The following is a 22,264-nucleotide window of genomic DNA, read 5'->3' as shown; positions in this document are numbered from 1 at the left end:
TGGTTTTCACATCTTTTATGGCTATAATACCGTATTAAGAAAGGGGAATCAACCATGTACCGAGATTACAATGATATTTCTTACGCGGAAAGCCCGTTCGGCACGCTAAGTCAGTATATGACCAAAACCTTCGGCTGGATGTTTGCCGGCCTATTGGTCACCTTCGCCACCGGCATTGCCACGGTGCTCAGCGGTTTGATTGTGCCGTTGGTCACCACCGGCCTGATCTACGCCACCCTCATCGGGGAACTGGTGCTGGTCTTTGTGCTGTCGGGGCGGATCACCAAGATCCAGCCTTCCACGGCTACCGGCCTTTTCTTTGGCTACGCTGTGCTCAACGGCATGAATCTGTCCACGCTGTTCTTGGTCTATGATTTTGCCAGCCTGATTCTGGCCTTCTTGGTGGGCGCGGTCTATTTTGGCGTGATGGCCGTGTACGGCGCCACCACCCACCGGGACCTGACCGGTTGGGGTCCCAAACTGATGGGCGGCCTGATCGCAATGCTGGTCTGCTCTCTGGTAGGCAGCTTTTTCAGCTTGTTCGGCATGCGGTTTGAGCTGATGGATTTGCTGCTCTGCGCAGTGGGTCTGCTGATTTTCATGGGCCTGACTGCCTATGACACCCAGATGCTCAAACATCACTACGCCTATTTTGGCGGGGATGCGGCTATGCTGCACAAGGCGTCCATCATTGGTGCGCTGAACCTGTATCTGGACTTTATCAACATCTTCTTGTATATCCTGCGTATGATCGGCCGCCGCAACGACTGATCTGCGTAAAAAGGGGAGGGCCTTCGGGCCCTCTTTTTGCGTCATGCCGCCCTTGACAAATTCCGATGGGCCGATTATACTGATGTTTGTATTGGAAAAACACATTGACGGAGAAAGTACGCGCGGATTTTTTGGGTCAGAGAGGGCGGTCACCGGCTGCAAGCCGCCTGCAACAGGTTCGCGGGGAAGTTCGCTCCTGAGTGGTGCGTGGGAACAGCGCTGATCTCGGCGTCCCAGTAGCGCGCAACGGCACTGCACCGTTACCGGCAGGCAAAGAGCGCCGCATGATTGTATGCGGAACACGGGTGGTACCGCGGAGTTTTGTAACTGCAAGGCTTCGTCCCTGATGAAACACAGGGACGAGGCCTTTTTAATTGCCCCGCCCCGTACAGAGCAGAGGTGTACTATGGAAGACAAAATCAAAGAATTGCGTTCCGCCATCGAGCAGGCGGGCGCAGCCGTTGCCAATGAGGCGGAACTGTCGGCCTTCTGGCAGAAGTTTTTGAGCAAGAACGGCGCCGTGGCCGGTTTGACCAAGGCGCTGCGGGATGTGCCCAAAGAGGATCGTCCGGCCATGGGCAAGACCATCAATGAGTTCAAAAACTGGGCCGAGGCGCAGTATCAGGAACTGTCCGCGCAGGTGGAGCGTGCGGCATTGGCTGCGCGCAATGCTGCCGAAACGGTGGACATTACCCTGCCCAGCAAGGTGCGTACCACCGGCAATCTGCATCCCATCACACTGGTCAAGAACCAAATCGTGGATGTCTTTTCCGGCATGGGCTTTGAAATTTACGAAGGCCCTGAGATCGAGGACGATGACCACAACTTTACCCGCCTGAACGTGCCGAAGAACCATCCGGCCCGGGATATGCAGGATACTTTCTATGTGGCTGACGACATCGTGCTGCGTACCCAGACCAGCGGCGGCCAGATCCGCGTGATGGATATGGAAAAGCCGCCCATCAAGGTGCTGGTGCCGGGCCGTGTGTTCCGCTCCGACTCTGACGCCACCCACAGCCCCATGTTCCATCAGATGGAGGGCCTTGTGGTGGATAAGGGGATTACCCTCTGTGATCTGCAGGGTATGTTGGATAAGTTTGTGCAGGCTCTGTTTGGCCCCGAGGTCAAGACCCGTCTGCGTCCTTCCTACTTCCCCTTCACCGAACCCAGCGTCGAGGTGGACGTTTCCTGCTTCGAGTGCGGCGGCAAGGGCTGCTCGCTGTGCAAGCACACCGGCTGGATCGAGGTTCTGGGTGCGGGTGTCGTGCATCATAGCGTGTTGGAAAACTGTGGCATCGACCCGAAGGTGTATTCCGGCTTTGCGTTCGGCATCGGCATCGAGCGAATTGCTATGCTGAAATATGGCATCAACAACATCGGTCTGATGTTTGAAAACGATCTGCGGTTCCTGAAGCAGTTCGAGGATTGAGAGGGGGAAGCCTGAGATGAAAGTACCATTCAGTTGGTTGAAACAATATGTAGACATCGATGTTACGGCACAGGAACTGGAGGGCAAGCTCTTTGACTGCGGTTTCGAGGTCGAGGAACTGATCGACCTGTCTGCAGAGATCGATAAGGTTGTGGTGGGCGTTGTCACCGAATGCACACCGCAGGAAGGCACCCACCTGCATATCTGCAAGGTGGATTGCGGCGAGTATGGCCATGACATTCAAATTTCCACCGGTGCGCCCAACGTTTACGCCGGCATGCATACGCCCGCTGCGTTGGATGGCTCTACGCTGCCCGGCGGCATCAAGATCAAAGCCAAGCCGCTGATGGGCATCGAATCCAACGGCATGCTGTGCAGCGGTGAGGAGTTAGGCCTCAACGAGGATCTGTATCCCGGTGCTGAGGTCTACGGCCTGCTGGATCTGCCCAAAGACACGGTCCCCGGAACCCCCATCCAGCAGGTAGTGGGACTGGACGACTATATCTTTGATATTGCGGTCACCTCCAACCGCCCTGACTGCCAGAGCGTGCTGGGCATCGCCCGGGAAGTGGCGGCCGTGCTGGGCAAGCCGCTGAAGATGCCGGCTACCGATTACAACGAATCCACTACCACCGATCCGCGGCTCTCCATCACGGTGGAAGCGCCGGATCTCTGCCCGCGGTACATCGGCCACTATGTCCACAACATTACCCCCGGTCCGTCGCCCCGCTGGATGTGCCGCCAGTTGGCGCTGTGTGGTCTGCGCAGCATCTCCAACGTGGTGGACATCACCAACTATGTCATGCTGGAAATCGGTCAGCCCATGCACGCCTTTGATATGGACACGCTGGAAAGCTGCCAGATCATCGTGCGCCGCGCCAAAGACGGCGAGGAGATCACCACGCTGGACGGCAAGGAATTCAAGCTGACCCCCAACAATCTGGTCATCTGCGACGGCAGCAAGCCGGTAGCGCTGGCCGGTGTCATGGGCGGTTTGAACAGCGAAATCAAGGACAGCACCACCCAGTTGCTCTTCGAGTCTGCCAAGTTTGCCCGGGATAACATCCGGAAAACGGCCCGCGGCCTTGGCCAGAACACCGACGCTTCCAGCCATTACGAAAAGGGCATCTCGGAGTATACTACCGAGTTGGGCATGGCCCGTGCGCTGCACCTGATTCAGGAACTGGGCTGCGGCGAAGTCACCGCAACGCATTTTGATTGTTCTGCCGGTGCCCCGCGGGAGGGCAAAAAGTTTACCGCCACCATCAGCGGCATCAATGCCATTCTCGGCATTACGGTGCCCACCGAGGCAGTGCTGGACATTCTGAACCGCCTGCAATTCGAGGTCGTGCTGGAAGCTGATGGCGACACCATGCAGGTGACTGCGCCCCGTTGGCGTGAGGACATCGAGATTGGCGAACCCGATCTGGCCGAGGAAGTCATCCGCGAGTATGGATATGACCACATCAAACCTACCTTCCTGAAGGCGGCTCAGGTCACCACCGGCGGTCTGACCACGGTGCAGAAGGCTCGTGCCAAGGCCAAGCGTGCTATGTGCGCACAGGGCTTCTATGAGGCTGAAACGCTGGCATTCTATGCCGATGCCGATTTGGACATGCTCCACATCGCCGCCGATGCGCCGGAACGCAACGTCATCCGCATTCTGAACCCCATTTCCTCCAACCTGACCATCATGCGTTCGCTCTTGGCGCCGTCGCTGCTCAACGTGGTGGTGGACAATCTGAAGAAAGGCAACAACGACGGCCGCCTTTTCGAGCTGTCCAACATCTATATCCCCAAGCAGCAGCCGATTACCGAACTGCCTGAAGAACGCCTGCAACTGGGCTTTGCAGCTTGGGGCGAGGGCGAGGACTTCTTCACCATGAAGGGGGCTGTGGAGGCTTTGGGGACTGCCTTCGGCACCGAACTGACGGTGGTGCGTGCCACCGATGTGCCTTGGCTGCACCCCGGTATTGCCGCCTACATCCTCTGCGAAGGGGAGCGCGTGGGCGTCTTTGGCAAGCTGGCCAATGACGTGACGGCAGAACTGAAGCTGCCTAAGGATAGCCGCAGCAACCAGAACATCTATCTGGGTGAGATCGACTGGTCCAAGTTCTATGATCTGGTTCCCAAGGCGCTGCACTACACGCCGATTCCCGAACTGGCACCGGTCCAGCGCGACTTGGCGTTGGTCGCGCCCGAGGAAACCGAGTGCGGTACCTTGACCGCAGAGATGCAGCGCGCCTGCAAGCAGTTGACTAGGGTGGAGCTGTTCGACATCTACCGTGGCGAGAAGCTGGGGGCCGGCAAGAAGAGCATGGCGTTCAGTCTTTACTTCCAGCCCGGCGATAAGCCTTTCACCCCCGATGAAATTGACCGTTTTGTCAAGAAGATTCTGGGCAACTTGAAATTCAAATTGGGCATCGAGATCCGCGAGTGATCCTGTCCTAAATGCCGCTGTGTCCTCTGGTAGGGCACAGCGGTTTTGCTTGCAATTTTGGCAGTAATGGCGTATAGTAGAAACAAATTTGACGAGGTGAACCCAGTTATGGCCAAAATACATCGTAACGACGATCCCTATGCAACGCGGCGTATGCAGCCGGTGGTTCCGCCGGAGCCGAAATCGGAGCCGGTTCCCGACCAAGAAACGGAACCCCGGCGCACCGAGCGTCCCCATGCAGCAAATCCCCGTGGGGAGAGCAACCGACATACGGAAGCCCAACACCCAACAGAACATAAATCCCATACAAAATCCGGCAAAACGGCAAAAAAGCACAACAAGACCAATATAGCCTACAATGTGGCCATGGTGGTATGCTTGGTGGTGTTTTTGGTCAGTGCCGGTTTGTTGGTCAAACGGTACTTCGATGACCGCAAAACCGAAAGCGAATTTGCCAATCTGCAATCCATGATCGACTCCGACGCTCAAACGGCAGAGGATGGGGAAGAACCGAACAGTGCCAAGTTTGCCGCCCTGCGGGAGCAGAACAGTGACTTTATTGGGTGGATCAGCATCGAGGACACCCCCTTGGACTTCCCGGTGATGTATGCGCCGGACAACAAGGATTTCTACCTGCGGCACGACTTTAATAAAGAGTACAGCGTCTATGGTGCGCCGTATCTGGACGAAAAGACCACGTTGGGGGCCAATGACCAGAGCGAAAACTTGATCGTCTACGGCCACAACATGAAGACCGGCACGATTTTCGGATGCTTGACCGGCTATAAGGAAGCCGATTACTATCAGGAACACCCCTATATCGAATTTGATACCGTTTACGGGGATGCCCAGTATGAGGTGTTTGCAGCCTTTGCCATCGACGTGGTGCAGGATACCAGTTTTGTCTACAATCAGTATGTGGATATGGACGAAGAAACTTACAACACCTTTGTGGATGAAGTGCTGTCCCGTAGCAATGTGGATACCGGTATCCGTCCGTCCTACGGCGAACAACTGCTGACACTCTCCACCTGTGAATACTCCAGCGATAACGGCCGGTTTGTGGTTGTGGCCCGGCGGGTGAACACCTAAATAAATAAAATTTTGCAGCGCAATTCCTAAGAAAATTTTGCAAACAGTGCGAAAAAGACCCTTCTCAGAGTTTGGCACTTGCCGTTCTTTCGAAAGTGTGGTATGCTGAATACTGCGCGAGGACTCGAAAGGTTCTTATGGTGTAAGAAACCGGAAAGGGAGAATGCGCGCGGCGGGCGGCTGTTGCCCTTGACGGCCGCCCGCTTTTTGTAAAGATAGGGTAGACATTTGTTCTGCAATCGAATATACTGATACGTAGTTTCTGTTATTTATAAAGAAAAAAGCAAAAACCATAAAAAAGCCAAAACCGGGAGGGTATGCCCATGTGTGGAATTGTAGGCTTTACCGGCGCAGCGCAGGCCGCACCGATCTTACTGGATGGACTGGCCAAGCTGGAGTATCGCGGGTATGACTCGGCAGGTCTGGCGGTGGAGAACGCCGTCGGCAAGATCGAGGTAGTCAAAGCCAAAGGACGTTTGAAGGTCCTCAGCGAGATGACCGACGGCGGTAACGCCGTGCCGGGTAGCTGCGGCATCGGGCATACGCGGTGGGCTACCCACGGCGAACCGTCGGTGCTCAATGCGCACCCGCATTATTCGCGGGATCAAAAGATCGCGGTGGTCCATAACGGCATCATCGAAAACTATCTGGAAATCAAGGAACGGCTGACCAATCGCGGGTATCACTTTGTTTCCCAGACTGACACCGAGGTGGTGGCCCAACTGTTGGACTACTACTATACCGGCGAATCTGCCGGGGATGCTCTGGATGCCATCTCCCGCATGATGCTGCATGTCCGCGGTTCCTATGCGCTGGGAATCCTGTTTGCGGACCAGCCCGGCACGGTCTATGCGGTGCGCAAGGACAGCCCGCTGATCGTGGGCCAGTGTGAAAACGGCTCGATCATCGCTTCGGATGTACCGGCGCTGCTCAAGTACACGCGTACCGTCTACTACATTGACAATCTGGAGATCGCGCGTCTGACGCCGGATTCCATCGAGTTCTTCAACGTCGATAAGGAACCCGTCACCCACGAAACCACCACCATCGAATGGGATGCCGAAGCGGCCGAAAAGGGCGGCTACGAGCATTTCATGATGAAGGAAATCCACGAGCAGCCCGCTGCCGTGCGGGATACCATTTCGCCGCGGCTCAAGGACGGTAAGATCGATCTGTCCGAACTGGCACTGGACGAGGAAACCATCCGTACGGTGCGGCGCATTTATATCATTGGCTGCGGCTCGGCTTACCATGTGGGTATGGCTGCGCGGTACGTCTTTGAAAGTCTGGCCCGGTTGCCGGTGGAAGTGGATGTGGCCAGTGAGTTCCGTTACCGCAACCCGGTGCTGGAGGCGGATTCCTTGGCGCTGGTCATCAGCCAGAGCGGCGAAACTGCCGATACGCTGGCCGCACTGCGTCTGTGCAAAGAGCGGGGCGTGCGGACCATCGGTATTGTGAATGTGGTAGGCTCCAGCATTGCCCGAGAAGCGGATGCGACCATGTATACTTGGGCCGGTCCTGAAATCTCGGTGGCCACCACCAAAGCATACAGCACCCAGTTGGCTGCGTGCTATCTGCTGGCTACCGAATTTGCCCGGGTGCGGGGCACCTTGGCGGAGGGCCAGTACGAAAATCTGGTGGCGGAGATGGAAGCACTGCCCGACAAGATCGAGAAAATCTTGGCAGACAAAGAGCGGATCCAGTGGTTCGCCAGCAAATATGCCAACGCCAAAGACGCCTTCTTTATTGGACGCGGTCTGGACTATGCGGTGGCGCTGGAAGGCAGCTTGAAGTTCAAGGAGATCAGCTACATCCATTCCGAAGCGTTCGCGGCGGGTGAGATGAAGCACGGTCCCATCTCTTTGGTAGAGAACGGCACCTTGGTGGTGGGTATCCTGACCCAGCCTGACCTCTTCGAAAAGAGCGTTTCCAATATGGTAGAAGTCAAGAGCCGCGGTGCGTTCCTCATGGGCCTGACTACCTACGGCAATTACAGCATCGAGGATACCGCCGGATTCACCGTCTATGTGCCCAAGACCGATCCTCATTTCGCCACCAGTTTGGCGGTGATTCCGCTGCAGTTGTTGGCCTACTATGTGAGCTGTGCCAAAGGTCTGGATGTGGATAAACCCCGCAATCTGGCCAAGAGCGTCACGGTAGAATAAAAAACTTTCTTCTTTGCCAAAATTTTCTGCCTATTTTTAGGCAGTATGTGCCCCGTTTGCCTGGTTTATCACAAGACAAACGGGGCAGATTTGTGTTATAATACTCTGTAAACAAAAAATACAGATTTCCGGCCCTCGGAGTCGGTGAAAGATAAAAGGATCGAACTTCATGCAACAGGATTCCAAACAACTTATCAAGGGATTGCCCCGCCGCATCCTTTTGATGCTGCTCGACTGCGGCCTGATCGTTTTCTGTTATTGGCTGGCAGTAATGCTGCGATTTGATAGCGGTGAAGCCTACCAGCGCGCCGAGATCTTGCGCGCCATGGCGCCCATGCTCTATTATGTGCTGCCCATCTACATGATCGTGTTCTGGTTCGGCGGCTTATACGAGATCATGTGGGAGTATGCCGGCATGCGGGACCTTGCCCGGTTGACCTGCCTTTCGGGATTGGCCACCGGGTTGATTATGCTGTTCGATCTGTTCTATCGCAGCCGTCCCATCAGTGGTTCGGTGTTGATTTTTGGTGCGGTATTCAATACGGCAGCCATTGCAGGTGTCCGCTTTTTATGGCGGCTCATCAAAACTGTGCGGGGGACCCGTGCCCACAAACCGGAAAATCCCACGCCATTGTTGATTGTAGGTGCGGGCAATGCCGGCGCTTGGGCGGTCAACCTTTGTAAGAACAAAAACCAGAGCTTTGGCGATCCCATCTGCATGGTGGATGATGACCTGACCAAAAAGGGACTGCGGGTACAGGGTGTCCCGGTGAGGGGTACGATCTCCGACATACCGGAACTGGTGCGCAAATACCATATCATGGAGATCGTCATCGCCATCACCACAGTGAAGGGCGACCGACTCAGTGAGATCATCAACCTCTGCAATTCCACCCACTGCCGGGTGCGGATGCTTTCCGACCCGCAGGCGGTAGACGAAAACGGCAACCCGGTGGCCGCAGGTTTCCGGGAACTGAACACGGCGGACTTCCTCTCCCGGGACGAAATCCAACTGAATAATGCCCAGATTTCGGAGTACCTGCACGACAAAGTGGTACTGGTTACCGGCGGTGGCGGTTCCATCGGCAGCGAATTGTGCCGTCAAATCATGCGGTATCAGCCCCGGCGCCTTTTGATTTTTGATATCTACGAAAACTGTGCCTATGAGCTGGAAACCGAACTGCGCAACAAGTACGGTGCCGATGCGCCGGTCATTACGCTGATCGGATCTATCCGGGATAAGGAACGCCTCAACGAGGTATTTGATACCTACCATCCGTCGGTGGTTTTCCATGCGGCGGCGCATAAGCATGTGCCGTTGATGGAGATCAGCCCGGCGGAGGCCGTTAAAAACAACGTCTTTGGCACCAAGAATCTGCTCACGGCGGCGGCGGAACACGGCGTCGAGCGGTTTGTACAGCTTTCTACCGACAAGGCGGTTAATCCTACCAACGTCATGGGCTGTACCAAGCGGCTGTGTGAGATGCTCATTCAGTCTTTCGACAGCGGTACCGACATGAAGTGTATGGCCGTGCGGTTCGGCAATGTGCTGGGCAGTCACGGCAGCGTCATTCCGCTGTTTGAAGAGCAGATCAAACGGGGCGGTCCGGTGACGATTACGCATCCGGAGATCGTGCGCTATTTTATGACGATTACTGAGGCAGCCCAGTTGGTGCTGCAAGCCGGCGGCCTTGCCAAAGGCGGCAGCATTTATGTGTTGGATATGGGTGAACCGGTCAAGATCATGGATCTGGCCAACCGGCTGATTCGGTTTTACGGGTATGAGCCCGGCGTGAATATGCAGGTCAAGATTACCGGTTTGCGCCCCGGCGAGAAACTGTACGAGGAACTGCTCATGGATACCGAGCAGGATAAGATGCGCAAGACCGCCCACAACAAGATCTTTATCGCGCCGCCTATGGAGATCGATCTGGCGGATTTCTACACCGGATTGCAGGACTTGCGGGCGGCGGCTCACCACAACGACGACGCAGTGGTAGAATGTTTGCAGCATATGGTGCCCAGCTATCATCCCAACCGTCGGGTGCGGGCCGACCACACGGTCGTGGCGGTCACCGGCAATACGGGGCTGTTCTCCAAGGAGGAAATCCAAAAGCAGATGGAGCAGCGGCAGAAGGAATCGGGCAAGGAGGAATAACGCCGTGTATCAACGTTACATCAAACGGCTGCTGGACTTTGTGCTTTCACTGGCGGCGGCTATTGTGTTGGCGATCCCTATGGCCATCATTGCGATCTGGATTAAGAGCGATTCCCCGGGACCGGTGTTTTTTAAGCAGCGCCGGGTAGGGAAGGGGAAAACTCATTTCAACATCCTAAAATTTCGCACGATGCGCGGGGACACTCCCCACGATGTGCCCACGCACCTCTTGAAAAACCCGGACAGCTATATCACCAAGAGTGGCGCCTTCCTGCGCAAAACCAGTCTGGATGAACTGCCCCAGATCTATAACATTTTGGCAGGGCAGATGAGCATTATTGGGCCGCGTCCCGCATTGTACAATCAGTACGATCTCATCGAAGCCCGGGATCGGGTCCATGCCAATGACATCCGCCCCGGTCTGACGGGACTGGCGCAGGTCAATGGCCGGGATGAGCTTCCGATCGATGTGAAGGCTAAGTACGATGGTGAGTATGCCGCACATCTGACTTTTGGTATGGACTTGAAGATTTTCTTCCACAGCTTCTCCTATGTGTTCCAACGCCGCGGCGTTGTGGAGGGCGGAACCGGTTCTATGAAGGACAAAGAACAGGGCCCGTCGTCAAAATGACGGACATTTTTCCCCGCTGAATCTGGCTTCAGCGGGGATTTTGTATGCCTGAATCAAAATTGTACAAGAAAATCTTGCTTTTTTCGTTAAAATATGTTGCAAAAGACAAGTTGATTGTGTAAAATATACATCAGGAGCTTTCTGTTTTCAGTCAGTTTACCAAAAGGCATTATGCCAAACCACCCAAATGAACCAAAGGGGAGTCACAGATTATGGCCAATAGGGTATTCCAGAACGTGGTCTACCAGATGAAGGAGGCCGTCGACCGTGTGGTCGGCGTAGTGGACGAGACCGGTACGGTTATCTCCTGCTCCGAGCTGGGACAGATCGGAGAAGTGCGCGACGGTGTGGCCGCAGTACGTCAAACGGCGGGGGATGCCTTTGTACGGGACGGCTACTCCTACCATCAATTTTCCAATGCAAAGCATAACGATTATGCCGCTTTTGTAGAGGGCACCGACCCCACGGCGGAACAGTTTGCCGCTATGCTGTCCATCAGCCTGCAATGCATTAAGCAGTACCATGATGAAAAGTTCGACAAGACCAATTTCATCAAAAACGTGGTGTTGGACAATATTCTGCCGGGTGATATCTATGCCAAGGCGCGGGAACTGCATTTTATCTCGGATGCCCAGCGGGTGGTGCTGCTGATCCGGGTCACCTCCGGCAACGATATTTCCGCTTACGACGTGGTAAGCGGTCTATTCCCGGATAAGCAGAAGGATTTCGTTTTCAATATCAGTGAGAGCGATACCGTCCTTGTCAAAGAGATCAAGCCCGACAACAACACCCGGGATATGGAAAAGCTGGCTACTTCGATTGTGGACACGCTGCAGGGCGACCATTACATCAAAGCTGTGGTGGGCATCGGTACCCCCATCAACAACATTAAAGATTTGGCTTCCAGCTTTAAAGAAGCCCAGATTGCTATGGAAGTGGGCAAGGTGTTCGACACCGAACGGCAGGTCATCAGCTACGACCATCTGGGCATTGCCCGCCTGATCTACCAGCTGCCCACCACCCTGTGCGAGGCATTTCTGCGCGAGGTGTTCAAGCAGGAGAGCATTGATTCGCTGGACGCCGAAACGCTGTTCACCATCCAGCGCTTTTTCGAGAACAACCTCAACGTTTCCGAAACGAGCCGTGGACTGTTTGTCCACCGCAACACGTTGGTCTACCGGTTGGAGAAGATTCGCAAACTGACGGGGCTGGATCTGCGCAACTTTGACGATGCGATCGTATTCAAGGTGGCCTTGATGGTCAAGAAGTACCTGTCCGCCAATCCGGCAAAGTATTAAGCAAGCGTGGGGCCTCCGCCTATGGGCGGAGGCCTTTTTTTGCGGAAAAGCCGGTGCAATCTCTGCCCGGGCCTTGAGCCGGGGCTTGAAAAGGACGTTCGGTTGTGCTATAATACTTAACTGGTAATTATCGGCTTACAGTCAAAAGCCTGAATGAATACAAACGAGGGGGATCCACATTTATGTCTGGACATAGCAAATGGAACAACATCAAGCGGAAGAAAGAAAAGACCGACGGCGCCCGCGCTAAGGTATTTACGAAGATCGGCCGCGAGATCGCCGTGGCTGTTAAGGAGGGCGGTGCCAACCCGGCTTCCAACTCCAAGCTGGCAGCGCTGATCTCTAAGGCAAAGGCCAACAGCGTGCCCAACGATAACATTCAGCGCATCATCAAGCGTGCCGAGGGCGGCGACAAGACCGAGTATGAAGCCATGACCTATGAGGGCTACGGTCCCGGCGGTGTGGCTGTCATGGTGGAAACCCTGACCGATAACCGCAACCGTACCGCAGCCAATATGCGCCATTACTTTGATAAGTTCGGCGGCAATCTGGGCCAGATGGGCTGTGTCAGCTTTATGTTCACCCAGAAAGGCGTCATCGTTGTGGATCTGGAGGACAAGGATCCCGATGAGCTGATGATGGACGCGCTGGATGCCGGTGCGGAAGATTTTGATGCTGGCGAAGAAGCAGCGCAGGTCACCACCACGCCGGAAAACTTCACCGCTGTTTGTGATGCATTGCAGGGCAAAGGATATACCTTTATCTCGGCAGACGTGGCGCAGGTTCCTGCCACGACCACCACGCTGACCGACCCCGATCAGCTGACCCAGATGGGAAAACTGCTGGATGCGCTGGATGACGACGACGACGTACAAAACGCTTGGCATTCGCTGGAAAACGAGGAAGACCTCGACCGTTAAAAGACCGGAAAGAGAGTGAAGGAGAAACTTTGCTCTCTTTTCTTGTATCTAACGAAAGGATTTTCTATGGCTGAATTCCTTTGTCCCCATTGCTTGCAGCCACTGCCGGGCGGGTATGGTGGGGACTGTCCCCATTGCGGACGTTCCCTGCAAAACCAAAATCCAGAAGGCGCCCTTCCCTTGGGAACCCAACTGGCGGAACGCTATACAGTGGGTAGCTACCTGAGTGCCGACGGAGATGGGCTTTGTTACCGCGGCGTGTTCAACGAAGAAAAGAAGTTTGTGCTCATCAAGGAATATTTCCCGGTCACACTTTGCAATGGCCGCAGTGCAGAAGGCGCCCTTATGCCCAAAGAGGGCAAAGAAGTTCTATTCAAGACCAGCCGTATGGACTTTAAGGATCTGTACGATGATCTGCACAATCTGACCCCAGCCACGGGGCTGAGCACGATTCTGGATGTGCTGGAGGAAAACAATACCGTCTATGCCATCGAGGAAAGTGAAAAGGGGATGACGCTGACCCATTACCTCAGCCTGCGCAGCCGCACGCTCACACCGGCCGAAGCCCGGACCCTGTTGCAGCCCATTATGGAAGGGGTGACCCAACTGCACAAAGCGGGGCTGATCCACCGGGGCATCTGCCCGGACAACATCCTGCTGCCCATCGATGGCACCGCACGGCTGACCGGGTACGGTACGCTGGCGCTGCGCACCGGCGGCAGCGAATTGAAGAGTCAGTTGTATCCCGGCTATGCAGCGCCGGAGCAGTATTCGGCGTCAGAATTCAGCGGCCGATACACCGATGTGTATGCGCTGGCGGCCGTCTGCTATAAATTGGTGACCGGCCAAACGCCTGTGGCGGCGCCGCAGCGCAAAGTGCGGGATAGTCTGGAATCTGCCCACAGTTTGGAAGCGGGCGTCCCCACCTGGTTTTCACAGGTACTGGCCTGCGCCTTGCGGTTGGACCCCGCCCGCCGTATGCAGACCGTGCCGGAGCTAATGAGTGCCCTGACCGACCCCAACGTGGCCAACGCCATGTTTGAGCGCGGGGACAACCAGATCAGCACCCGTAAAATTATGGGGGTTTCGTTGGTAGTCATTGTGGTGTTGGCCATCCTGCTAATTTGGAGCCTGTTGGATGCCGGCGGCAGCGACAGTAGTGGCAAAGCCACGCCGCCGCCCACCACAAGTCAGAGCGAGGAAAGCGACGCTTCCAGTGAAGCACCGTTGGAAACGGTCCCGGATTTGGTGGGCAAGCGCTATGCCAGCGAGATCAAGGACAACGACCTCTATACCAGTTACCGCATTGTGATGACGGAGGAAAACAGTTCGGAAATTCCGGCGGGCATCGTCATTAGTCAGGATCCGGTGGCAGGAACACTCAAGACCGAGGAAAACCAGATCATCCAGATCGTGGTCAGCAAAGGCCCCAATCTGGTGGAAATGCCGGATATTATCGGCTTCACCCAATCGAACGCCAGCAAGCAGTTGGACGAGAGAGGCATCCAGTATAAGATGCAGATCATCGAAAATGACGGCACGATGGCGGAAGGCTGTGTAGCCAAGACCGATGTGCTGGCGGGAACCAAGTTTGACGCCGGCAAAACGATCGTCAGCGTGTTCATCGCCGGGGAGCGGGACGACACTTTGGTCGCCACCACGGGCGGCGCTGACAGCGGCAGCGAGTCCTCCGCAGCATCCTCGGATTCCACCCAGACGCAATGACAAAGAAAAACCACCTGCTCATGGGCAGGTGGTTTTTGCTATGTTATTGGGGATCAGACGTACCCAAATCTTCTTCCATCAGCAGCTTTTTCAGGGGGAGTAATGCCGCCGGTTCAACACTGAAGGTCCGTACGCCTAAATGGAGGTAGATAGGAATGCGGGAGATGCTCTCAATGGTGATGCCGCACAGATATACTTCCACGTTGCGGGCCTGTGCCTGTTGAACGACCTCCTTGACCAGACGCTGTACAGCAGGATAATCCACCTGACTGACGGCAGCGTCGGAGTCCTGCACCAGAGCCAAGGTGTAGCGGGTCAGATCTTCAATGTCGATGGCCAGCATCTGGGCCCCATGCTCGATCAATTCTCCAGCCAAAAGTGCCGCCGAAGGCATATCCACAATGCAGCCGAAAGGCGGCGGTGTTATCTCCTGACCGGTCTGCCGCAGTTCGTTGCGGCAAGCCTGCACCTCTTTCAAGCAGGCATCCCAATCCTCCACACCGGCAATCATGGGGAAGAGCACCCGCAAATCGCCGTAGGGGGCCGCCCGCAGTAGCGCCTTGATCTGCGGCCAGAACAACCGGTGGCCGTGTAGCCGCTTGCGCATTTCGGAAGTCCAGGGGGAATCGTCGTCGGCACTGGTGTCGCAGGTACGTACGGCGATCATGGCACCGTCGGAATATTGCAACTTTTCGTAAAGCTGAGAAAATTGAGATTGCTCCGGCAGATCGTCCAAAATGACGGATTCGGTGCGCAGCAATCCAATGCCCGCGGCACCCTGCGGCAGCCACTCGCTGGGGTCAGCGGTGGCATTGGTGGCCGTCAGCAGATGGAAGGCAGTCCCATCCTTGGTGAGGCAGGGCAGGGAAGCCACCGGATCCGGGGTACGGCCATGCAGACGGCTTTCGGCAATCTTGCAGTCAGCCTGTGCTACGTGGGTGCCGTCAGGCTCAATGATCAAAGTGGCGGTGCCGTCGTTGGAGGCGTCCAAAATGGCGCGATGTCCGGCAGCCAGTGCGGCTACACCGTCCCCGAGCTGGACCACAGCGGGGATCCCCATGCTGCGGGCCATGATGGCGGCGTGGCTTACCGTGCTGTCCTGATTGCTGGCAAGTCCTAGGATCATCCGACGGTTCAAACTGAACAAATCGCTGGGGAAAAAGCGGTCGGCCACCAAAATGCTGGGCCGTTTGAGATGCAGCCGACGGCGGGGACGGCCATCCAGAATGTCGACCACCCGGCGGCAGACATCGCAGACATCTACGCTGCGCTCCCGGATATATTCGTCATCCACATTGCTGAGCCGTCCGGCAAAAATCTGTTCGGCCCGCTCCACGGCGGCGGCACCGCCGGCACCGGCAGCTATGTAGTCGCCAATCTCGTTGGTAAAAGACTCGTCCTCCAACAGCGCAATCTGGAACAACAAAATATCCGCATCGGGACCTTTGGTCCGTTGGCTCAACCGACGCAGCTCATCCTTGGCGAGCACCACGGCAACATCGTATAGGGCACGCTCCCGAAAAGAATCACACACGATGCGGTGTAGACCGGCGGTGCCATGGTCGATCTGTTCTACCGGACCAATCGCAATCCCTACGGACGCGGGTACACCGGCAAACGTATACATGATAAGCCTCCTTTGGCGATTACAACAACGGCGTTTCGGCCAATGCGCGGCTGACCAGCGCGGTGATAAATTCCTCCGGCACGGCTGCAGCCATAGCCCGTTCGGCTACCAGACTTCCTTCCTTGCCGTCCAGCAGGGCGGGAAAGCAATCGGCGGGATCTTTGTCGAAGCTACCCAAAAAGGTGGCAGCCAACAGTTTGGGCGTATAGGAGAGATCCTCCGGCACATGCAGCCGTTCGCAGGCCAATTCCAACGGCGCCAACGCACCCCGCGTGGGGGCGCTGGGGTTGGGAGCAAACGGTTTGGGATACCCGGCACGCTGCCGAGCGGCGCGCTCAACGCGGTCCATACCGGGCGCGCGGTCGTTGACCTGTTCCAGAATCCGCTGGTAGGTCTCGGCAAAGTGAGCCAAAAAACCGTCTTGATCGGGCAGGATCGCATAGGCGGTACCGCCTACCCGGCCAAACAATCGCATGGTGTCCAGATACCCCAGTGCAATGTTGCGGGCTGCACGGGCGGGGTCAAAGTCCAGCGTGGGGCCCAAATTCCAGTGGCTGCGCACAATGCGGGTGGGCAGCCCGGTGTGGTTTTGCCGCACGATGCCAATGCCATCGACATCCACGCCCAAAAGTTCGGTGGCTCCCATCGAAGCCGCCAGCGCCAACGGCATATTGTCTCGCCAGCCGCCGTCAATGTATTTCACGCCATCAATCTCCCGGGGGCGCAGTGCCGGGAAACAAGCGCTGGAGGCCAGCAGATAGTCTTTCAAGCGTCCTTGCGGAATGTCTTCGATGCGGCATTGGACGCTGCGCATCGTGGACATTTCGGTCATTACCAATCCAAAACGAATGGGCGCCCGGCGTACCGCATCCTCATCGATAAGGGTATCGATGCGTTCTGCCAAGGGTTCCACATTCAGCCCGCCGCTGCGGATCACGTCCAGAAAAAAGCGGTTCAGTTCCTCCGGGTCGCGGGTAGAGGGAACATCCAATACGTCATGGATTTCCAGCGACCGCCACAGTTCTTCCGCTTCCTTATCTTTGCCCATGGCAAACATACAGCCGTTCAAGGTGCCTACACTGGCTCCGGTGATGATAGCGGGATGCCAATTCAGTTCCTGTAAGGCACGCCACACACCGATCTGGTAGCTGCCTTTGGCGCCGCCGCCGGCTAACACCAGTGCACGGATAGGGGGGACGGTCTGCATGATGAAGCCTCCGATCTAAAAATGAAAAATAATTTCTGTTGATAGTATTATAACATTATCGAAAGGGGATTGCTACCAAGAATTGCGTAACATTTTCGGGATTTTGTCAGCTTTCCGGGGCAGGGCTTGCAAGAAGGGGAAGGAGCGTGTATCATAAAAGCATAGGTAAGAGACCCGGCAGTGGCGGAAGCGTCGCAGTGCCGGACCGAGGAAGGAGCTTATTTATGGCGAAGAAACCGATTTTGGTGGTCATGGCGGCAGGAATGGGCAGCCGCTACGGCGGACTGAAGCAGATTGATCCGGTAGGGCCGTCCGGTGAGGCCATCATCGATTATAGTTTGTACGACGCACGGCGCGCTGGATTTGAGACGGTAGTCTTTATCATCAAGCATGAAATTGAGGAGGCCTTCAAAGAGGCCGTCGGCGTCCGGGCTGAGCGTGCTGGATTTACGGTGCGGTATGCCTACCAGCAACTGGAAAAATTGCCCGAAGGCTTTACTGTGCCGGAAGGCCGTGTAAAACCGTGGGGAACCGCCCATGCGATTCTGGTGGCGGAGGAAGCCATCGGGGATGCGCCGTTTGCGGTGATCAACGCCGACGACTACTATGGGCCGCAGGGCTTCCAACTGATTTATGACTATCTGAGCACCCATGAGGACGGGGACCGGTACGCATGGTCGATGGTAGGCTTCCTGCTGGGCAACACGGTAAGCGCCAACGGTAGTGTCAGCCGGGGCGTCTGTGTTATCGACGAGCAGGGGGACTTGGTGAGTGTGACGGAACGCACCTGCATCGAACCCTATGCGGGCGGCATCCATTTCACCGAGGACGGCGGTAATAGCTGGACCGATCTGCCTGCGGATACGGTAGTTTCGATGAACTTGTGGGGGTTCACCCCCGGCTATATCGCCGAGGCCAAGGCGGGCTTTGCGGCGTTCCTGCAGGAAAACCTGCCGGTCAATCCTCTTAAATGCGAGTATTATCTGCCCTCGGTGGTGACGGCGTCGCTGCAGCGGGGCGAGGCCGGGGTCCATGTGCTGACCAGTGCCGATAAGTGGTATGGCATCACCTATCGGGAAGATAAGCCGGAACTGGTGGAAGCACTGCGCAAAATGAGCGCCGACGGGCTGTATCCGGCAGACAAACTGTTCTGATAAGGGTAGAAACCATGCAATATACGGTAGGGGAGATGGCCAAGCGGTTAGGCGTTGCGCCTTCCACCTTGCGCTATTATGACAAAGAAGGATTGCTGCCGTATGTGGAACGTTCCCATGGCGGCATCCGGATGTTCAAGGAAAGCGACTACGAGTGGCTGAGCATCATTGAATGCCTCAAACAGTCGGGGTTGTCCATCAAAGAAATCCGTCAGTACATTGATTTGTGCCGACAGGGCGATGCTACGATTTCGGAGCGGTTGCAGCTTTTTGTGAATCGCCGCCGGGCTGTTCAGCAGCAGATGGCCCAACTGCAAAAGACGTTGGATATGCTGGACTATAAGCTCTGGTTTTATCAGACGTCGGAAGCGGCAGGAACCACTTCCATTCATGATGGACAGACGGTGGAAGATGTGCCCGAAGCGTATCGGGAAGCCTTCCTCCATGCCCGTGGCCACGGCGAAAATTGATCTGACCTAAAAGAAAAACTCCCTCTGCCGGTTTCGTCAGGGGGAGCCTTTTTCGTAAAACAAAAAGGCAAGCACCGGGGTGGGGCGCTTGCCATAGTATGGATTATTCCAGATTGCCGGTCAGCAGCATAGCAGCAGTAAGGGCTGCCAGCGGGGCGGTCTCGCATCGCAAAATCCGCGGCCCCAGCCCTACCGTCACAGCACCGGCTTCTGCGGCTGCGGCGGCTTCCTCGGCAGAAAAACCACCCTCGCTGCCGGTGATCAGCGCTATGCGCTGTGTGCTGTCGGGGGTTAGCAACTGTCGTAGGGGCACGCCACCGCCTTCGTAAAAGAAGAGCACCTTATCGTAGTCTGCCATAGCACGGCAAACCGCAGAAAAGTTCTCCAGCGGCAATGCTACATGGGGAATCTGTGCCCGGCCTGCCTGTTTGGCGGCTTCAGCGGCAATACGGTTGTAACGTTCGTTTTTGGCCTCCTCCTTTTTGGGGGTGGCCACACAATACCGGCTGAAGAAGGGGATGATCTCGGTGACACCCAACTCCACGCTGTGGCGGATCACCTCTTCCAGCTTGCCTTGTTTCGGATAGCCCACAAATAAGGTGGTAGTCACAGTAGGCTCGGCCTTGCTGGGGGCGCCTTCGCTGACAGAAAATTCCACACGCCCGGGGGTGATGGCGGTTACGGTGCCGGTGTATTCCAGCCCATCCGGACCACACAGAACGACCTGCTCCCCGATACGGGCCCGCATAACGTTGGCCAGATGGTGTGCGTCGCTGCCGGTTAGGGCCGCTTGCCCATGGGCCAATTCTTTGGTAAAATAGCGGTGCGGCATGGTTATGCCTCTTTCTTTTCGCAGATGATGCAGACCCAGCCGCGCTTTTCCTTCACTTCCACCGGGGTCAGTCCGGCGGCGTTCAGGCCGTCCAGTACTTCCTGCTTGCGCTCGTCAATAATGCCGCTGGCAATAAAGCGCGCACCGGGAGCCATCAGCGCAGGCACATGGGGCGCCAAGGACAGAATGGCCGCTGCCACAATGTTGGCAGTGATGATGTTGTACTGTCCGCTGGCTTTGTCGGAAAGATCACCCACCAAGACGGTAAAGCGGTCCGCAACGCCGTTGCGCTGGGCGTTTTCCCCGGCGGTGCGTACACACATCGGGTCGATGTCTACGCCCTCGGCCACAGCGGCGCCCAGCTTTAGCGCAGCGATGGCCAAAATGCCGGAACCGGTGCCGATATCCAACACCCGCTCACCACCTTGTACCAGAGCGTCCAACGTTTCCAGGCACAGGCTGGTGGTCTCGTGGGTGCCGGTGCCGAAGGCCATGCCGGGATCCATGGTGATGGTGATGCGGTCGGTGTCGTACTGCTCCCAGCCGGGAACTACGGCCAGACGGTTGCCGATGTCCATGGCGTGGTAGTATTTCTTCCAAGCGTTTTGCCAATCCTCCTGCTCCACACCGGTGGTGTTGAGCTGGTAGGGGATGCCGCTGTTTTTCAGCCGCTCCTCGAACAGGGGCAAAACTTCCGCCGGGTTCTCGTCCGGGGCCAAGTACATGTGTACGATGACTACATCCCGGGGCTTATCCAGCAGTTCCTGCTCGATCAGGTCCACATGGGCGATTTCCCATGCCTGTTGTTCCAGATCGCTGTAATCCTCAATATAGATGCCGCCGTTGGCAACCATCGTGGCGATGGCTTCGGCGGTGTCTGCGTCGCGTTTGGCGACGGTGATGCTAATATCGGTCCATTCCATACACGAAACCCTCCGTTTCCAAGTACCTGTATTATACAGGAAATCCCCTTGTAATTCAATGAAGAAAGGAGAAATCCCCATGCAAATCCGTTTGCTGGACTGCGCTGCGGCGCAGCAAATTTATGAGACCCGTATGGTGCAGGATTTTCCTGCCGCAGAATTAAAACCCTTCACCGCGGTGCGGGAGATGATGCAGGCGGGCATCTATGAGCCGCTGGCTTTGTACGACGAGGACGGCAACCTGCAAGCCTATGCTTGGCAGGTTCTGCTGCCCGGCCGGCGCAGCGCCTTGCTGGACTATTTTGCCGTGCGTAAAGACCTGCGGGGCAGCGGGATCGGAACACAGGCACTGCATGCCTTGTCCCGCCATTATGCCGATCGGCTGGACGATCTGATTCTCGAATGCGAACACCCCGAGGAAGCGCCGGACCGCGGAGTGGCGCAGCGCCGCATTGCCTTTTATCTGCGGGCGGGCGCTTGTGCTACCCGTATCGAAAGCCGTGTGTTTGGTGTGCGGTATCAGATTCTGACGCTGCCTTGCAGCGGCCATGCCGAGGATGCTGTGGTAGGGCAAGAGCTGAAAGAACTCTACCGCATGATGGTCCCCGAACCGTATTACCGCGGAAATGTGATATTTTACGGCCCGTAAGGGCATACTACCCCCCAAGGGGGCGTAGTAACGATGAAATTAAACCCAAAAGAGTATGCCGACATGGTATCCCGAGCGTCGCCGCCTTCGCCCGTCGTCAAGGATTGCCTGTGGGCATTTTTTGTTGGCGGCGGCATCTGCCTGTTGGGCGAAGGCCTGCGTCAACTTTTCCTGCTTTGGTATGACGCCACATGGGCGGGCACACTGACCAGTATTGCCCTGATATTTTTGTCGGCGGCCTGTACGATGATGGGGTGGTATCAAAAATTGGCTGCCAGAGCGGGGGCGGGTACGCTGGTTCCCATTACAGGGTTTGCCAACTCGGTGGTCAGTCCGGCTATTGAATTTAAAGCCGAGGGCTGGGTCACCGGGGTGGGGGCCAAGATCTTTGGTATTGCAGGGCCGGTCATTACCTACGGCACAGCGGCTTCCGCTGTTTGGGGGCTGCTGTACTGGCTGTTGGGAAAGGTCGGGTGAAGTATGCCGATCCGCAAAAAAGATACAGTCTTATTTGAAAAGCCACCGGTGATTGCAGCATGGGCTGCAGCGGGCGGCAAAAAGGAAAGCGAAGGTCCGTTGGCGTCGGGATTCGATTTTCTTACACAGGACGCCGCCTTCTCCCAAGCGGAGTGTGCGAACTGGGAACAGGCCGAAAGTTTGTTGCAGCAAAAGGCGGCGGAAGTCTGTCTGCGCAAAGCAGGCAGCAGCCGCAAAGCGGTGGACTTGGCGTTGGCCGGGGATCTGCAAGCCCAATGCACGGCCAGCAACTATAC

The 22,264-nt window shown here is 56.3% G+C and carries 18 protein-coding genes and 1 pseudogene; 15 read left to right on the top strand and 4 right to left on the bottom strand.

Translation table 11 applies throughout. The features are described 5' to 3' along the window. Window positions 1-54: 54 nt before the first annotated feature. The 10 genes from Q0526_RS04740 to Q0526_RS04695 all read left to right on the top strand — a co-directional run bounded on the left by Q0526_RS04740 (window position 55) and on the right by Q0526_RS04695 (window position 14,629). A complete protein-coding gene (locus Q0526_RS04740; protein WP_298731307.1) occupies window positions 55-771 on the top strand; it encodes a Bax inhibitor-1/YccA family protein in 717 nt (238 codons plus the stop codon). 406 nt (window positions 772-1,177) lie between these two features. Next, window positions 1,178-2,200 carry a phenylalanine--tRNA ligase subunit alpha gene (pheS, locus tag Q0526_RS04735; protein WP_298731306.1) on the top strand — a complete coding sequence of 341 codons (1,023 nt, stop codon included), beginning with the start codon at window positions 1,178-1,180 and terminating at the stop codon, window positions 2,198-2,200. A gap of 16 nt (window positions 2,201-2,216) precedes the next feature. After that, the gene (gene pheT, locus Q0526_RS04730; RefSeq protein WP_298731305.1) at window positions 2,217-4,640 is read left to right on the top strand and encodes a phenylalanine--tRNA ligase subunit beta; all 2,424 of its coding nucleotides are present in this window, start codon (window positions 2,217-2,219) and stop codon (window positions 4,638-4,640) included. Between the two features lie 108 nt (window positions 4,641-4,748). Continuing rightward, complete coding sequence (gene srtB / locus Q0526_RS04725) at window positions 4,749-5,732, top strand: class B sortase (RefSeq protein WP_298731304.1); 984 nt, start codon at window positions 4,749-4,751, stop codon at window positions 5,730-5,732. A gap of 323 nt (window positions 5,733-6,055) precedes the next feature. Continuing rightward, entirely contained in the window at window positions 6,056-7,897 is a 1,842-nt protein-coding gene (gene glmS, locus Q0526_RS04720; RefSeq protein ID WP_298731303.1) for a glutamine--fructose-6-phosphate transaminase (isomerizing), read from the top strand. 169 nt (window positions 7,898-8,066) lie between these two features. Then, entirely contained in the window at window positions 8,067-10,055 is a 1,989-nt protein-coding gene (locus Q0526_RS04715; protein ID WP_298731302.1) for a nucleoside-diphosphate sugar epimerase/dehydratase, read from the top strand. Window positions 10,056-10,059: 4 nt separating this feature from the next. Beyond that, on the top strand, window positions 10,060-10,686 hold the full coding sequence (locus Q0526_RS04710; protein ID WP_298731301.1) for a sugar transferase: 627 nt from the start codon (window positions 10,060-10,062) through the stop codon (window positions 10,684-10,686). Window positions 10,687-10,898: 212 nt separating this feature from the next. Continuing rightward, window positions 10,899-11,984 carry a helix-turn-helix domain-containing protein gene (locus Q0526_RS04705; RefSeq protein WP_298731300.1) on the top strand — a complete coding sequence of 362 codons (1,086 nt, stop codon included), beginning with the start codon at window positions 10,899-10,901 and terminating at the stop codon, window positions 11,982-11,984. A 182-nt stretch (window positions 11,985-12,166) separates the two neighbouring features. Then, window positions 12,167-12,904 (top strand): YebC/PmpR family DNA-binding transcriptional regulator, encoded by a 738-nt coding sequence (locus Q0526_RS04700; RefSeq protein WP_298731299.1) that lies wholly within the window; start codon window positions 12,167-12,169, stop codon window positions 12,902-12,904. A 180-nt stretch (window positions 12,905-13,084) separates the two neighbouring features. Next, window positions 13,085-14,629 (top strand): PASTA domain-containing protein, encoded by a 1,545-nt coding sequence (locus tag Q0526_RS04695; protein WP_298731298.1) that lies wholly within the window; start codon window positions 13,085-13,087, stop codon window positions 14,627-14,629. Window positions 14,630-14,672: 43 nt separating this feature from the next. On the opposite strand, the gene Q0526_RS04690 is transcribed toward Q0526_RS04695, so the two are convergent. Together Q0526_RS04690 and Q0526_RS04685 are read right to left on the bottom strand one after the other, a co-directional pair. Next, window positions 14,673-16,256, bottom strand: coding sequence for a putative PEP-binding protein (locus Q0526_RS04690; RefSeq protein WP_298731297.1), 1,584 nt, complete (start codon window positions 16,254-16,256; stop codon window positions 14,673-14,675). Window positions 16,257-16,275: 19 nt separating this feature from the next. Further along, entirely contained in the window at window positions 16,276-17,463 is a 1,188-nt protein-coding gene (locus tag Q0526_RS04685; protein ID WP_298731296.1) for a patatin-like phospholipase family protein, read from the bottom strand. Window positions 17,464-17,687: 224 nt separating this feature from the next. Between Q0526_RS04685 and Q0526_RS04680 the strand changes: the two genes are divergently transcribed. Further along, window positions 17,688-18,617: a sugar phosphate nucleotidyltransferase gene (locus Q0526_RS04680; protein WP_298731295.1), complete on the top strand. Its 930-nt coding sequence runs from the start codon at window positions 17,688-17,690 to the stop codon at window positions 18,615-18,617. A 14-nt stretch (window positions 18,618-18,631) separates the two neighbouring features. Beyond that, on the top strand, window positions 18,632-19,087 hold the full coding sequence (locus Q0526_RS04675) for a MerR family transcriptional regulator (RefSeq protein WP_298731294.1): 456 nt from the start codon (window positions 18,632-18,634) through the stop codon (window positions 19,085-19,087). A 103-nt stretch (window positions 19,088-19,190) separates the two neighbouring features. Here Q0526_RS04675 and Q0526_RS04670 read toward each other — a convergent pair whose 3' ends face one another. Then, window positions 19,191-19,919, bottom strand: coding sequence for an RsmE family RNA methyltransferase (locus tag Q0526_RS04670; RefSeq protein ID WP_298731293.1), 729 nt, complete (start codon window positions 19,917-19,919; stop codon window positions 19,191-19,193). 2 nt (window positions 19,920-19,921) lie between these two features. Continuing rightward, window positions 19,922-20,842 (bottom strand): 50S ribosomal protein L11 methyltransferase, encoded by a 921-nt coding sequence (prmA, locus tag Q0526_RS04665; protein ID WP_298731292.1) that lies wholly within the window; start codon window positions 20,840-20,842, stop codon window positions 19,922-19,924. Between the two features lie 79 nt (window positions 20,843-20,921). Between prmA and Q0526_RS04660 the strand changes: the two genes are divergently transcribed. The 3 genes and pseudogenes from Q0526_RS04660 to Q0526_RS04650 all read left to right on the top strand — a co-directional run. Continuing rightward, complete coding sequence (locus tag Q0526_RS04660) at window positions 20,922-21,491, top strand: GNAT family N-acetyltransferase (RefSeq protein ID WP_298731291.1); 570 nt, start codon at window positions 20,922-20,924, stop codon at window positions 21,489-21,491. 33 nt (window positions 21,492-21,524) lie between these two features. After that, entirely contained in the window at window positions 21,525-21,968 is a 444-nt protein-coding gene (locus tag Q0526_RS04655; protein WP_298731290.1) for a SpoVA/SpoVAEb family sporulation membrane protein, read from the top strand. A 3-nt stretch (window positions 21,969-21,971) separates the two neighbouring features. Next, window positions 21,972-22,264 (top strand): annotated as a pseudogene (locus tag Q0526_RS04650) (stage V sporulation protein AD); the annotation flags it as partial.

It is taken from the genome of uncultured Subdoligranulum sp., assembly GCF_937890665.1.
The sequence above is the reverse complement of the archived record's forward strand: the minus strand, read 5'-3'. Positions and strand labels throughout refer to the sequence as shown.